The organism is Marinobacterium sp. MBR-109 (assembly GCF_040547565.1).
Lineage (GTDB): Bacteria > Pseudomonadota > Gammaproteobacteria > Pseudomonadales > Balneatricaceae > Marinobacterium.
This window is the reverse complement of the sequence record NZ_JBEPPZ010000009.1, coordinates 18593-31909: the sequence shown is the minus strand read 5'-3', so window position 1 is coordinate 31909 and position 13317 is coordinate 18593. Positions and strand designations below refer to the sequence as shown.

Annotated in this window: 14 protein-coding genes; 10 read left to right on the top strand and 4 right to left on the bottom strand. The window is 58.2% G+C overall.

The window, feature by feature from the left end; genetic code table 11:
* Positions 1-29 precede the first annotated feature (29 nt).
* Positions 30-2072, top strand: a complete 2043-nt coding sequence (gene metG, locus ABIE60_RS12260) for a methionine--tRNA ligase (RefSeq protein ID WP_354469703.1) — start codon at positions 30-32, stop codon at positions 2070-2072.
* Positions 2073-2323: 251 nt separating this feature from the next.
* Here metG and ABIE60_RS12255 read toward each other — a convergent pair whose 3' ends face one another.
* Positions 2324-2641, bottom strand: coding sequence for a DUF6482 family protein (locus tag ABIE60_RS12255; protein WP_354469701.1), 318 nt, complete (start codon positions 2639-2641; stop codon positions 2324-2326).
* A 106-nt stretch (positions 2642-2747) separates the two neighbouring features.
* Between ABIE60_RS12255 and ABIE60_RS12250 the strand changes: the two genes are divergently transcribed.
* Complete coding sequence (locus ABIE60_RS12250) at positions 2748-3704, top strand: ketopantoate reductase family protein (RefSeq protein WP_354469699.1); 957 nt, start codon at positions 2748-2750, stop codon at positions 3702-3704.
* 35 nt (positions 3705-3739) lie between these two features.
* Positions 3740-4093, top strand: a complete 354-nt coding sequence (locus tag ABIE60_RS12245) for a HopJ type III effector protein (RefSeq protein WP_354469697.1) — start codon at positions 3740-3742, stop codon at positions 4091-4093.
* Here the strand turns inward: ABIE60_RS12245 and dinB are convergent, their stop codons facing one another.
* Positions 4094-5173, bottom strand: a complete 1080-nt coding sequence (dinB, locus tag ABIE60_RS12240; RefSeq protein ID WP_354469696.1) for a DNA polymerase IV — start codon at positions 5171-5173, stop codon at positions 4094-4096.
* 93 nt (positions 5174-5266) lie between these two features.
* On the opposite strand from dinB, the gene ABIE60_RS12235 reads away from it, so the two are divergent.
* From ABIE60_RS12235 to ABIE60_RS12225, 3 genes are all read left to right on the top strand, one after another.
* Positions 5267-5443, top strand: coding sequence for a hypothetical protein (locus ABIE60_RS12235; protein WP_354469694.1), 177 nt, complete (start codon positions 5267-5269; stop codon positions 5441-5443).
* An 87-nt stretch (positions 5444-5530) separates the two neighbouring features.
* The gene (gene olsF / locus ABIE60_RS12230; protein WP_354469692.1) at positions 5531-7261 is read left to right on the top strand and encodes a bifunctional ornithine lipid synthase OlsF; all 1731 of its coding nucleotides are present in this window, start codon (positions 5531-5533) and stop codon (positions 7259-7261) included.
* Between the two features lie 59 nt (positions 7262-7320).
* Positions 7321-7797 carry a DnaJ domain-containing protein gene (locus ABIE60_RS12225; protein ID WP_354469691.1) on the top strand — a complete coding sequence of 159 codons (477 nt, stop codon included), beginning with the start codon at positions 7321-7323 and terminating at the stop codon, positions 7795-7797.
* A gap of 1 nt (position 7798) precedes the next feature.
* Here the strand turns inward: ABIE60_RS12225 and ABIE60_RS12220 are convergent, their stop codons facing one another.
* Positions 7799-8794 carry a hypothetical protein gene (locus tag ABIE60_RS12220; protein WP_354469690.1) on the bottom strand — a complete coding sequence of 332 codons (996 nt, stop codon included), beginning with the start codon at positions 8792-8794 and terminating at the stop codon, positions 7799-7801.
* Between the two features lie 144 nt (positions 8795-8938).
* Between ABIE60_RS12220 and ABIE60_RS12215 the strand changes: the two genes are divergently transcribed.
* The 4 genes from ABIE60_RS12215 to ABIE60_RS12200 all read left to right on the top strand — a co-directional run bounded on the left by ABIE60_RS12215 (position 8939) and on the right by ABIE60_RS12200 (position 12620).
* Positions 8939-9145: a dodecin gene (locus tag ABIE60_RS12215; RefSeq protein ID WP_354469688.1), complete on the top strand. Its 207-nt coding sequence runs from the start codon at positions 8939-8941 to the stop codon at positions 9143-9145.
* Positions 9146-9296: 151 nt separating this feature from the next.
* Positions 9297-10712: a HAMP domain-containing sensor histidine kinase gene (locus tag ABIE60_RS12210; RefSeq protein ID WP_354469686.1), complete on the top strand. Its 1416-nt coding sequence runs from the start codon at positions 9297-9299 to the stop codon at positions 10710-10712.
* 3 nt (positions 10713-10715) lie between these two features.
* Positions 10716-11216, top strand: a complete 501-nt coding sequence (locus ABIE60_RS12205) for a hypothetical protein (protein WP_354469684.1) — start codon at positions 10716-10718, stop codon at positions 11214-11216.
* A gap of 3 nt (positions 11217-11219) precedes the next feature.
* Complete coding sequence (locus ABIE60_RS12200) at positions 11220-12620, top strand: sigma 54-interacting transcriptional regulator (RefSeq protein ID WP_354469682.1); 1401 nt, start codon at positions 11220-11222, stop codon at positions 12618-12620.
* Positions 12621-12696: 76 nt separating this feature from the next.
* Here ABIE60_RS12200 and ABIE60_RS12195 read toward each other — a convergent pair whose 3' ends face one another.
* Positions 12697-13278 carry a hypothetical protein gene (locus ABIE60_RS12195; RefSeq protein ID WP_354469681.1) on the bottom strand — a complete coding sequence of 194 codons (582 nt, stop codon included), beginning with the start codon at positions 13276-13278 and terminating at the stop codon, positions 12697-12699.
* Positions 13279-13317: the final 39 nt, after the last annotated feature.

The window sequence follows — 13317 nt, the reverse complement described above, 5'->3', positions numbered from 1 at the left end:
ATTTGTCTTCAACCGACTCAGAGCCAACGATGTCCGACAGCAAGCGCAAGATTCTCGTCACCAGTGCCCTGCCCTACGCCAACGGTCCCATCCATCTGGGCCATCTGGTGGAGTATATCCAGACCGATATCTGGGTTCGTTTCCAGAAGCAGCGTGGCCATCAGTGTACCTACGTCTGTGCCGATGACGCCCACGGTACGCCAATCATGCTCAAGGCCGACCAGATGGGCAAAAGCCCGCAGGAGCTGATTGATCAGGTCAGTGCCGAGCATCAGCGCGACTTCGCCGGCTTTATGGTCAGCTTTGACAACTACTACTCCACCCATTCGGAAGAGAACCGCCACTTCTCGGCGCTGATCTACGAGCGTTTGCGCGATGCCGGTCATATCACCCGCCGCACCATCACCCAGGCCTATGACCCGGTGAAAAACATGTTCCTGCCGGACCGCTTCATCAAGGGCGACTGCCCGAAATGCGGCGCTCAGGATCAGTACGGCGACTCCTGCGAAGCCTGTGGTGCCACCTATCAGCCCACCGAGCTGAAAAACGCCTACTCCGCCATCTCCGGCGCGACACCGGTCGAGAAGGAGTCCGAGCACTTCTTCTTCAAGCTGGGAGACTTTGAAGACTTCCTGCGCACCTGGGTCAACGAACACGTACAGAGCCAGATGATCCACAAGCTCAACGAGTGGTTCGAGTCTGGCCTGCAGGAGTGGGACATCTCCCGCGATGCACCCTACTGGGGCTTCGAGATCCCCGACGCGCCGGGCAAGTACTTCTATGTCTGGATGGATGCGCCGATCGGTTACATGGCCAGCTTCAAGAACTGGTGCGACCGGAACGGGGCCGATTTTGACGAGTACTGGAAGGAAGACTCTGCTGCCGAGCTGTACCACTTCATCGGCAAGGATATCGCCTACTTCCACACCCTGTTCTGGCCAGCCGAACTCAAGGGCGCGGGCTTCCGCACCCCCACCGGCGTGTTCTGCCACGGCTTCCTGACCGTCAACGGCCAGAAGATGTCCAAGTCTCGCGGCACCTTCATCATGGCCGAGACCTATCTGAAGCACCTGCGCCCGGAATACCTGCGCTACTACTTCGCCGCCAAGCTGGGCTCAGGTATCGACGATATTGACCTGAGCCTTGAAGACTTCCGTTATCGCGTCAACGCCGACCTGGTCAACAAGGTGGTCAACATCGCCAGCCGCTGCGCCGGCTTCATCCAGAAGAAGTTTGACGGCATGCTCGACTCCGAGCTCACCTACGCGTCGCTTTACCATGAAGCCGTCGCTGCCGGTCACGGCATCGCTGAAGCCTACGAGAAGCGTGAATACGCCCGCGCCATGCGCGAAATCATGCACATCGCCGACAAGGCCAATCAGTACATCGACAACGCCGAACCCTGGGTTCTGGCAAAGCAGGAAGGCCGTGAAGCCGAGGTACAGGCCAGTTGCACTCTGGGCATCAACCTGTTCCGCGTGATTATCAGCTATCTGGCCCCGGTACTGCCGGAAGTGGCCAGAGAAGCCTGCGAGTTCCTCAATATCGACACCCTGGCCTGGGATGCGATCGAGCAGCCGCTGCTGAGTCACAAGATCAACAAGTTCAAGCCGCTGATGCAGCGCGTGGATGAAGCCACCATCGAGAAGCTGATCGAAGATTCCCGCCAAAGCCTGGAAGCTCAGCCACAAGTTCAGGCGGCACAGCCGAAGGCCGAAGTCATGCAGAACATGGAACCGATCGCCGACACCATCGAGTTTCCGGACTTCGCCAAGATCGACCTGCGCGTGGCCAGGATCGCCAAGGCCGAGCACGTCGAAGGCGCCGACAAACTGCTGCGTCTGACACTGGACTTGGGCGGCGAAACCCGCAACGTCTTCGCCGGCATCAAGTCCGCCTACAAACCGGGAGACCTGGAAGGCAAACTGACCGTGATGGTCGCCAACCTGGCACCGCGCAAGATGAAGTTCGGCATGTCGGAAGGCATGGTACTCGCGGCCGGACCGGGTGGTGAGGATTTGTGGATTCTGGAGCCGCACGAAGGGGCTCAGCCGGGGATGAGAATAAAATAAAACGGCCTTGCATAACTGACTTGCTACAGCGTGGCGCTTGAAAGCCCCCTTGTGAGCAGTCGAGCATCGCAGCGGCAACAGGGAAAAATGTTTGGATTGTCTGAGCCACGCAGTGGCGAGTTTTCCAAACATCCCTGTTGACGCGAGACGCGCAGAGTAGCCGAAGGCCTGCTCTTAGGGGTGCCCTTTCTTTTGGTTACTTCGGCGTGCCCCTTGGGTATTCTTTGGGCACGCAAAGAAAAGTAACAATCTCATGAGTAGTCATCATCCGGATTCGCCAGCTTCACCTGCAGCGGTTCAATCTTCCCTCCCGGCATGCCGATCATTTCGTTGTATGGGCTTTCATGCACCAGCACGGTGTCGGTAATACCCAGCCCCTTGAACTGAAACTTGGCGTCCAGCTGGCTGTTGAAGCGCAGTATGGTGCCCTTGTCATCACAGACGTTGAGCAGTTCTTCGCCCTGCTTCAGCTTGACCTGAACCAGGTACATGCTGCTTTCGAACGCCCTGAGCACCAACTGCTCAATCTGCCCAATCTGCTTTTTAACCTCTTCGAGTGAAATCTTCATCGGCGCCTCTCCTGTTGCATTTCTGCATTTACGTGCGCCCGCCGGATACGGTTTAACTGTGGCTGCATTTAGGGTAAAACAGGTGCCTGCTTGTGGGAGGAACAGGATGAAGTGTCTGATTATCGGGGCCGGCGGGATCGGCTGTTACTACGGGGCTCGGCTACTTGAGGCCGGGCATGCGGTCACCTTTGTGGCGCGGGGCGCACATCTGCAGGCGATGCAGCAACAGGGGTTGCGCGTTGAACATGAAGCGCTGCATTTTCAGGGCAGTGTGGATGCGTTGTCGATGGAGGCGCTGGTAACCGAACGTGCCTGCGCCGATTACGATCTGATCATACTGGCACTGAAGGCCGGGGCGACTTCCGACTGGCTGGCGCAAAGCGGTGACTGGCTGGCCGGTGCCGACACGCCGGTGCTGTCACTGCAGAACGGGGTCGATAATGAACCCCTGATCGCGGACCAGATCGGTGCCGAGCGCACTCTTGGCGGGCTTGCGGTGCGGATCGGCGGTCACATCATCGCGCCGGGACATGTTGAGGCCAAGGGACCGGCTCAAGTGGTGATGGGCTGCTGGCCTGCTACCACGGACGACGACACGCGACTGGATACTCTGGCCCAAAGCCTGAATGCCGCCGGTATTCCCACCCGTGTCACGGCCAATATCCGCTATGAATTATGGAAAAAACTGCTGATCAACAATGGCGTCAACCCACTCAGCGCGCTGACCGGACTGGATACGCGCAGCCTGACCGCCGATCCGGTACTCGGCAAGACGGTGTACCGCATGATGCAGGAAGTGGCCGTTGCGGCACGGGCGGATGAGGTTGAGCTGAGCGCCGCTGATGTGGATGAGATGTTTGAACTGATCAGCAACTTTGACGCCATCAAGACCTCCATGCTGGTTGATCGCGAGAAGGGACGCCCGCTGGAACTGGACGAAATCAGCGGTGCCGTGATTCGTCGCTGCAAGGCGCTGGGCGAAGATGCCCCCTGGACCGAGATGACCGAGCGTCTGCTGCGCCTTGAGATCCGCCCCTTGCAATGGCGCCCGCAGCCCGCATAATGCCGCCTTTTGAATCGTCAATCGAGGATACGCCGATGACACCTGAAGCCTTTGTCGCCCGATTGGGCACCGATGACAGCATCGATTTTGAAGATACCATGGCGGTGATCAGTGAACATTTTGATTATGCCCCCTGTGCCTTCAATAACGGCAGCGGTGATATGGCCGTGTTTAACGAGGCCGGCCAGAACGAAGGCTCCTGCAAGATTTTCGGCTTCGGCAAGCTGATGGGGCTTGATGAAGCACAGACACTGGCCTGTTTTGGCCGTTTCTACCGTGATGTGCTGAACACCCCCGATGGCACTGACCACGGTAACATTCGCAACTTCATGCGCAGCGGCTGGGCCGGTGTTCAGTTTGAAGGCGAGCCACTGCGCCGCAAAGGCTGATTACGCATCAGAGTCAAACAGCGGAAGCTGTACCGCTTCCGCACCCTCCTCCGCCGACTCCAGCCGATACCCCACCCCAACCAGCCGTACCGGCTTCTGGCCCCGCTGCCATGCCTCTTCAATCAGGGCCATGAACAGCGCCTTGTCGGGACGACTGCTGCGGGTTTCGGCCGTGGTCTGGCTGAAATCCCTGAACTTGAGCTTGGCAACCGCACCGATTATCCGTCTTTGCTCACGGTGCTTTTCATAGCGCTTCTCAAGGTCTGCCAGCAGTTCGTCCAGCTGGGCCTGACAGGCCGCCAGATCAGGCAGGTCACGGCTGAAGGTATGCTCGGTACTGACGGACTTGCGCTCACGACTGAGGCGCACTTCACGGCTGTCCTGCCCCCTTGCCAGTTGCCACAGACGCTCGCCAAAACGCCCAAACAGGTCGGTCAGCTGCTGCCGAGGCAACTGTTGCAGCTGGTCACAGGTCTCAACGCCCAGCCCCAGCAGCCTCTCCTGCGTACGCGGCCCCACACCCGGAATCTTTTTCACCGGCAACCGGGCGACAAATTCAGCCTGGCGTGCAGGATCCACCACACAGAGTCCATCAGGCTTATTCCAGTCACTGGCCACCTTGGCCAGAAACTTGTTTTGAGCCACCCCGGCTGAAACCGTGATACCGGTTTCCTCCCGCACCTGCTGACGGATCGCCTGCGCAATCCGTGTCGCACTGCCGTCAAACAGGGGATTACCCGTCACATCCAGGTAGGCCTCGTCGATTGAAACCGGCTCGATCATTTCGCTGTAGCGCCGATATATGGCAAAAATCCGCTCAGCCACATCGCGATAGCGTGCCATGTTGCCGGATACCAGCTTCAACTGGGGGCAGAGTTGCAGCGCACGGGCAGTCGACATGGCCGAATGCACACCAAAGCGACGCGCCGGGTAGTTGCAGGTGGCAATCACCCCACGTCTTTCGGCCGCGCCGCCCACCGCCAGCGGCACCTCGGACCATTCCGGGTGGTCCAGCATTTCGACCGCCGCAAAAAAACAGTCGCAGTCCAGATGGATAATCTTGCGTGTACTGTCTGACATTACGACTAAGAAGGCCCCGACCCCTGTTTGATATGCAAAAAAACGACTACGCTTTAATCTATTGAGGCAGCAAATTCGACCCGGAGCAAGCTCATGGCAGACACCCAGGAATGGCATGGTCGCAACCGCCGTACCCAACCGGACCGTCGCACCAACACCGATCGACGCGAAGATATCCGCTTTGAACCCGACAAGAAAGACCGGCGCAAGAATCGCGGCCGGCGCAAGGAAGACAAAGACCCCTGGCTGGAGTCAATCAACCAGGGCTGACCCGCTGTAACCCAGCATTCATCTGAGCGTCACCTCAGTGTCAAATCACCGCCATAGTGTACAGGCAGTGAACTGAGGTGACCCAACATGCAGATCGATGTCGAACAGGTACTGGTCAACAAGTACCCCGCTTTTGCACAAAAACCCGCTCCCGTCCGCCGCTCAACACTGTTCTGCCTGCGCCGCCTGGTGCGCGAGCAGGAGATCAACCACTTCCTCGAAACCCATCGCGGTGTACGCGGCTTCGAGTTCGTTGACCAGGTACTGGACTACTTCAATTTCAGTTATGCGATCAGCCACAAGGAACGGATGAACATCCCCTCATCGGGCCGTGTCGTCATTGTGGCCAACCACCCGCTGGGCGCACTGGACGGGCTGGCACTGCTGAAGCTGGTGGGGGAAGTGCGGCGCGATGTACGTATCATCGCCAACGATGTACTGATGCACTTCGATGCGCTGCAAAACCTGTTCCTCCCGGTCGACAACCTCGGCGGCAACACCCGCAAGGACAATATCAATCGCATTGTGGAAGCGTTGCAGAATGATGAAGCGATCATCGTCTTTCCAGCCGGCGAGGTATCCCGTGCAGGCCTGACCGGCATCAAGGACGGGCGCTGGAACAGCGGCTTCCTGCATTTTGCCCGCCGGGCCAACGCACCGATTCTGCCGGTGTATCTGGGTGGCAAGAACTCGACCCTTTTCTATAGCCTTTCGTACATTAACCGCTCCATGTCGACCCTGTTGCTGGCACGTGAAATGTTCAACAAGCATTCCGTGACACTGCCGGTACGGGTGGGCGAACCGATAGCCTTCAATCAGCTGGATGCACTGCCGGTATCAAACCGGGACAAGGCCAAGCTGCTGAAAAAACACCTGTATCGCATCGCCCGCAACAAGCCGCCACTGTTCCTGACCGAAAAGACCATCGCCCACCCACAGAATCGTCAGTCACTCAAGCAGGAGCTGAAACAGGCCGAGCTGCTGGGCGAAACTGCAGACGGTAAGAAGATCTACCTGTTCGACTACCATCCCGACTCGGTGGTCATGCAGGAGATCGGGCGTCTGCGTGAAATCGCTTTTCGTACCGTTGGTGAAGGGACTGGTGAAAAACGCGACCTTGACCGTTATGACCAGCATTATCGCCACCTTATACTCTGGGACGAGGACGATCTGGAAATTGCCGGTGCCTACCGTATCGGCGAAGGCTACCGTCGCAACAACGAGTCCGATTACCCGCTCTACAGCGAGTCCCTGTTCAACTACAGCGAGCAGATGGAACCCGTTTTTGCAGCCGGAGTCGAGCTGGGCCGCAGCTTTGTGCAACCACGCTACTGGGGCAAACGCTCACTGGATTACCTCTGGTACGGCATCGGTGCCTATCTGCGCCGCCACCCGGAAGTGCGTTACCTGTTTGGCCCGGTCAGCCTGAGCCACAGCTACCCGAAGCGCGCGCGGGACCTGCTGGTCTGGTTTTATCGGCACTACTTCCCGGATCATGCCTGGCTGGCACGCTCGCGCAGCCCGTACCTGATCGACTCCGATACCGAACGCGCCATAGCGGACATTTTCTGTGGCAACGACTACCGCGAAGATTTCAGCCGGTTGCGCCAACAACTGGAGTTTCTTGGCGTAACCGTGCCGACTCTCTACAAACAGTACTCGGAACTCTGTGAGCCCGGCGGGGTCAGTTTTCTCGACTTCGGCATAGACCCCGACTTCAACTACTGTATTGATGGGCTGGTACTGGTCGATACCGAACAGGTCAAGCCGCGCAAGCGCGAACGCTACATCGGCCTAACGGACGACACCAACCGCTGAGCGTATTTTTGGCAAGGTTTTGTTAGAGTATCAGTCCACACCCTTTTCGGGAGAACCGGATGCATCCACTGGGACTGGTACTCTTTGCCCTGATCGTACTGGGCAGCTGGTACTGGTGGCAGCGACAGCCAAGCGGCAAGCGCGGCAGTGCCACCCTCAAACTGATTCTGATTTTCGTGACCATCGGCCTGCTGGCGATGGCGATCACCGGACGCATGCACTGGCTCGGCGCTCTGATTGCGCTGGTGCTGCCATTTCTGCAAAAACTGCTGCCACTGCTGCTGCGCTTCCTGCCCTCACTGGCAGGCACTTTGAACCGCAAGCGACAGGAGAAAAAACAACAGCGCTCGAACCGCCCCAATCAGCAGATGAGCCGTGACGAGGCACTGGACATTCTCGGACTCAAACCGGATGCCAGCCGTGAAGATATCATTCAGGCCCACCGCCGTCTGATCCAGAAACTCCACCCGGACCGGGACGGCAGTGCCTATCTGGCCGCCCGCATCAACGAAGCCCGCGACCGCCTGCTGGACTGAGCTAGCGCCACCAGTCCAGCTCGGGATGCTGCATCATGGCCTCCCCTGCAGGCAGCAGCTCCAGCTCACGGCCATAGGCGGGATGGAAGTGGGTGAGTTTCAACCGCCCTTCCAGATCAAGCTGAAATGTCAGTATCGAATCACTGCCCGAAGCCCCTTCTGAATCAAGCCGCAGCTGCAGCCTGCCTGTATTGGTCTGCTGCCAGCGCCCACTGCGCTCAATCACCGGTTGCTCATTAAGATAGTCTTCCAGCAGATGCGCCTTGCCGTCCGGCTCCAGTTGCAGGCTCAATCGACGCGTGGTGAGCGCATCTGAAGTCCGGTAGTGAGTAAACAGCCGCCACTGCTCCAGGTCACCCAAACGCGCACAGCCATCGTAAAAACGACCATCCACCTCCGCCGACAGGGTCAAGGCGTACCACCCCCCGCGAGGCCCTTCGCAACCGCGCTTCTCAATTTCCATCAGCAGCTGATGTTTGCGCCGGCCTCCCCCGGTAGTCATCGTCTGCTGCCAGCGCCGCACAGCCCCCAGGCGCTCACCCTCTGGACGCTTGAATCCAAGCTGACGCAGGCTATCGCGATAGTGCACTCGAATCTGCTGTTCGCGCAGATCAAAAACGGCGTTGTCGCGTGTGGCAACGGCCCGCAGTTTGATTCCCGACAGATGAACATCACAGGCCTTGAGTGATCCGCCGACCAGCAACGGCTGGGTCAGCTCAACCCCCTCGCTTGATACTCGGCCGAATGCCTCGATATAGACAGGCCAGCCATCTCCCAGACTTTGACGCGCATACTCACGCGCGAGTGGTTCACCCAGCAGGGCAACCGGGTGGCGCGCTGTCAGGCCACAAGGCTCAAACCAGTACCCTTCGGCATTCTGCACCAGCGTTCCTCGCCAGAAGTTGCGAGGTTCGGCAGACTGATGGGCAATACCTGCACAGCCAGCCAGCAGCAGGCTGAACAGCAGTAACATGGGTCGTCTGAGTGTATCGCTCACGGCGTGCATCCTTGTTCTCAAAACGAAATCATCGGTTTAAGGATAATACCTTCTGGCCAAGGGCGATATGATCCGCCCCATAATCTGGCCCGTTATGGATTTTGACCTACACTGAGATCACGTTATTTCAGAAGGAGATTTTTCATGTCGGACCATGTCTACAAGATCATTGAGATTGCGGGCTCTTCCGCCGACAGTCACGATGATGCCATTCGTAATGCGGTTGCCAAAGCTGCCGAGACTGTTGATCACCTCAACTGGTATGAGGTCAAGGAGATGCGCGGACATATCGCAGACGGCAAGATTGCGCACTATCAGGTTGTCATTCGAGTAGGCTTCAGGCTTGAGTAGCCCTCTTCACTGACGCATTCGGCTACTGCCCACGCCCGCAGCATCCGGATGCGTCAGGCCCCGTTCACCCAAGGTTCATACCCGTCTGATTTATAATACATTCTCTTGAACCCTTACTTTGCCGCTCTGCAACAAGGCCCCTCCCGGAACGATGATCGCTCTGCCCTGGCATACCCACTCTCTCAAGCAGCTGGTTCTGCTCGCCTTCTTTCTGGCCGCAGTACCGCTGGCGGTGCTTGTATACCAGTCAGGCAACGCACTGGTCACCCAGTCCGCACAGGCACGCCTGCTGGCACGGGAAATGCTGGAAAGCAGCCAGCGTAATGAACAGCTGCGCATTTTGACGGAAGATATCATCCGTGCCGCCCGGCAGTACGATATCGTCAACCGGGTCGAGTTGCGTCAGCGGCTGGAACATAAGCTGAACGATTACGCCGCGTTACTGGATCTGGCTGACAGTGCTGCCGCATCCCCCCTGTCGCGATTGGACCTGCATCAACTGCTGGCCGATCTGCGGCAGCTGTCCACCCTGGAACAACCGCCCCGCTTTGCCAGCGGTCGCCTTGAGCAGCTGATGCATGAAACGCAACAGCTGATCAGAGCCAGTGATGCCAGCTTCAATGACCGGCTTGAGCTGCTGGAACAGCGCGTGCAGCAGGAGCAGCTTCGTACCGGCTGGCTTGCAGTGCTGCTGATCGCCACCTCCACGGCTCTGATCCTGTTTTTCAGCGGTCGAATCAACCGCCCGGTACAGCAGCTTATCCGCCATATTCGCAACATCGGCGAAGGGGAACGCAACCCACAGCCGGAACTGGGTGGCCCGGAAGAGCTGGCACAGGTGAACACCCAGCTGAACTGGCTGTCGCAGCACCTTGAGTCACTGGAGCAGGACAAGGTCCGGTTTCTGCGGCATGTATCCCACGAGCTGAAGACCCCCCTGACCACCCTGCGTGAAGGGGCTGACCTGCTGGCAGAGGAACTGGCCGGACCGCTCAATGCCAACCAGCGCGAAATCATTCAGCTGCTGCAACAGAACAGCCTGACGCTGCAGGAGTTGATTGAACAGCTGCTCGACTACAATCGCCTGCAGCAGCCGGGGCAGCTGCAGTTGGAGAATGTGGTGCTGCCACCGCTGGTGGAGCGTATAATCAGGCCCTTCAAGCTGCAGATCGAACAGAAGCAGCTGCATGTCAGTACCCGTTTCGAGTTCGAGAGCTGCCATACCGATGCTCAGATGTTGCAGCGGGTGCTGTCCAATCTGGTTTCAAATGCCGTGCATTATGCGGAACAACAGGGCACTTTATCGGTTTCAGCCTGTCGCAATGGCCACGCCCTGGAGTTGACCGTCGCCAATAGCGGTCCTCTGATACCGAACGAGGATATTCCCATGCTGTTCGAGCCCTTCTATCAGGGCAAAAATCGCCGCCGCGGGCCACTGAAGGGCTCCGGCATCGGCCTGAGCATCGCACAGCAGGCCAGCCGAGCGCTGGGCGCGACCCTGGCGTTGAGTGAAAATGAAAATGCACGGGTCGCCTTCACCCTGATACTGCCGCCTGAGGATGCCTGAGCCATGTTATCGCGAGCCTTAGCTGCATTGTCTGCGCTGTTGCTGCTGGCGGGTTGCCAGCCAATACTGCCATCCGGCTCAAATGCTGAGTCGGTCACAAGCATGACGCAGCAGTGCCATATTGATAATGATCAGCTGCTTGGCTGGTTAAAATATGAACATCGTTTTATTTCGTCTACACTTAACGACAAACAACAATTATTGATCGACGCAGAAGCAAGACAGCCAAAAACTCTCTATCCTCTGTTACTGAGTACACCCGGGCAGTCGCCACAACATGTGGCTCGTGCTCTGGAAATGCTCAGCGCACTGCAACTGCGACCCGTCGGGGTTAACTGCCGTGCCGATCAGTATCTGCAGCTGCGTTTGCGCCAACTGCAACAGCAGCTGAACACCCTGCAACAGCTTCAACAACTGGAGCTGGATAATCAGGAACTCAAGCGTCAGGTCGATGCCCTGACGGATTTGGAACGACAGATAACGCGACAGCGTGAGGAGCACTGACAGATGACGTCAACCCCCCGTATCCTGCTGGTCGATGACGATACCGCCCTGCTGCGCCTGCTTGAAATGCGCCTGCAGGCGTCCGGTTACGACATCAGCTGTGCCGAAAGTGGCGAAGAGGCTCTGGACCTGACTCGCCAGCACAGCTTTGACCTGGTTCTTACTGATCTGCGGATGGATGGCATGGATGGCCTGACGCTCTTCTCCTGCATCCAGCAGGAGCAGCCCGACTTGCCCGTGATCATTATCACCGCCCACGGATCAATACCCGAGGCAGTGGAAGCAACCCAGAAAGGCGTATTCGGCTTCCTGTCAAAACCCATCGACAAGGATCATTTGCTGGATACCGTGCGTGCGGCCCTCAACACGTCACAGCGCCACCGTGACCAAAGCTGGCGCGCCGGCATCATCAGCCACAGCGCACGCATGGAGCAGCTGCTGGACCAGGCTCAGCGTGTAGCCGCTTCCGATGTAAGCGTACTGATCACCGGCCCCAGCGGCAGTGGCAAGGAACTGGTTGCCCGTGCGATCCATCAGGCCAGTGCCCGTGCAGACCAACCGTTCATCGCCATCAACTGTGGCGCTCTGCCCGAGCAGCTGTTGGAGTCCGAGCTTTTCGGCCACACCAAAGGCGCGTTCACCGGTGCGGTTAACCAGCATGAAGGCCTGTTCCGTGCGGCACAGGGCGGCAGCCTGTTTCTGGATGAGATCGGTGATATGCCGGTCGCCCTGCAGGTAAAGCTGCTGCGTGTACTGCAGGATCGGACCATCCGCCCGGTTGGCTCGACCCAGAGCGTGCCGGTGGATGTGCGTATTATCTCGGCAACTCACCGCGATCTCGAAGCGGCCATGCTGAGCCAGGAGTTCCGTGAGGACCTGTATTACCGCCTCAATGTGGTAAATCTTGAACTGCCACCATTGCGCGAACGGCCAGAAGATATCCCGCTGCTGGCCCGCCATTTCCTTACTCAGGCTGCTCAGAAACACAACCGCAAGGTCCGTGGCATCTCTCCGGGCGCGCTTCATCTGCTGGCTCAGGCGGCCTGGCCAGGCAACGTCCGTCAGCTGGAAAACGTGATGGAACAGGTGGTGGCACTGAGCCCGTCACCGATCATTCCTGAAGGACTGGTTTCCAAGGCACTGACCAATCAGGAGCGTGTCATTCCCTCGTTCAATGAAGCACGCGCTGATTTTGAACGACGCTACCTGATCAAGGTACTGCAGATTACGGAAGGCAATGTGACCCACGCCGCCCGTATTGCCCAGCGCAACCGGACCGACTTCTACAAGCTGCTGAACAAGCACCAGCTGGAAGCGGCCCAGTTCAAGGCCGATGCCAAGGCCGCGCTGGCCGCTCAACAGGAAGTACTGAAGCAGGTGGCCGAACAGCGCAAGGTCAGCTGATCCCAGCTGAATTGGGCATAAAAAAACCGCGCCTGCCTTGTCAGCTGGCGCGGTTTTTTGTATTTGAGTACGCCGCTTATCGACCCAGCATTTCCAGTGCCTTGTCGGTCAAGTCGATAATATCCAGTACGGTTCCACGCCCTTGGGCAACACGTACCACGCTGTCACCCAACAGAATCAGCTCAGCCGCCTCAGAATCGTGGCCGAGACGTTCCAGGTAATGCCGGGGCAAGCGCTCGCCTCTGCGATAGAGATCCGAGTCCAGCACTTCACCGCGACGCACCTTGTCACGCCATCCCGGCGGCAGCTCACCACCGCGAGCAAGCTTTTTCTGCAGGCCCGGTGGCAAAGACTTCATCTTGCCCGGTTCAGAACGAACACCATAGCGCTCCTCCAGAACCTGGTCACGCAGCAGGCGTCGCTCCCGTTCGGTCATGGGCAAGAAACCGTCAACACGGTCATCCGAGCGGCGCTCATAACGCTCTTCACGCTGCTCTTGCCAGCGCTCAGCGCCACGTTCCTGAGCAGGCTGACGTACCCGCTCGGGCCACTCCTCCTGAGGTTTTCCATCAGGACCAGCCCATGAGGGCCTGTCCGCCATGACCGGCATCGACATCAGACACGCCGATAGTATCAAGGTCAGTTTTTTCATTGCCATCTCCGATCCTTAAGGGCCATTCAGGCCCGGTGTTGGATT

Coding starts and splice junctions, on each gene's coding strand:
- metG (WP_354469703.1), top strand. CDS start 30: ATGTCCGACAGCAAGCGCAAGATTCTCGTCACCAGTGCCCTGCCCTAC.
- ABIE60_RS12255 (WP_354469701.1), bottom strand. CDS start 2,641: ATGAAGATTTCACTCGAAGAGGTTAAAAAGCAGATTGGGCAGATTGAG.
- ABIE60_RS12250 (WP_354469699.1), top strand. CDS start 2,748: ATGAAGTGTCTGATTATCGGGGCCGGCGGGATCGGCTGTTACTACGGG.
- ABIE60_RS12245 (WP_354469697.1), top strand. CDS start 3,740: ATGACACCTGAAGCCTTTGTCGCCCGATTGGGCACCGATGACAGCATC.
- dinB (WP_354469696.1), bottom strand. CDS start 5,173: ATGTCAGACAGTACACGCAAGATTATCCATCTGGACTGCGACTGTTTT.
- ABIE60_RS12235 (WP_354469694.1), top strand. CDS start 5,267: ATGGCAGACACCCAGGAATGGCATGGTCGCAACCGCCGTACCCAACCG.
- olsF (WP_354469692.1), top strand. CDS start 5,531: ATGCAGATCGATGTCGAACAGGTACTGGTCAACAAGTACCCCGCTTTT.
- ABIE60_RS12225 (WP_354469691.1), top strand. CDS start 7,321: ATGCATCCACTGGGACTGGTACTCTTTGCCCTGATCGTACTGGGCAGC.
- ABIE60_RS12215 (WP_354469688.1), top strand. CDS start 8,939: ATGTCGGACCATGTCTACAAGATCATTGAGATTGCGGGCTCTTCCGCC.
- ABIE60_RS12210 (WP_354469686.1), top strand. CDS start 9,297: ATGATCGCTCTGCCCTGGCATACCCACTCTCTCAAGCAGCTGGTTCTG.
- ABIE60_RS12205 (WP_354469684.1), top strand. CDS start 10,716: ATGTTATCGCGAGCCTTAGCTGCATTGTCTGCGCTGTTGCTGCTGGCG.
- ABIE60_RS12200 (WP_354469682.1), top strand. CDS start 11,220: ATGACGTCAACCCCCCGTATCCTGCTGGTCGATGACGATACCGCCCTG.
- ABIE60_RS12195 (WP_354469681.1), bottom strand. CDS start 13,278: ATGGCAATGAAAAAACTGACCTTGATACTATCGGCGTGTCTGATGTCG.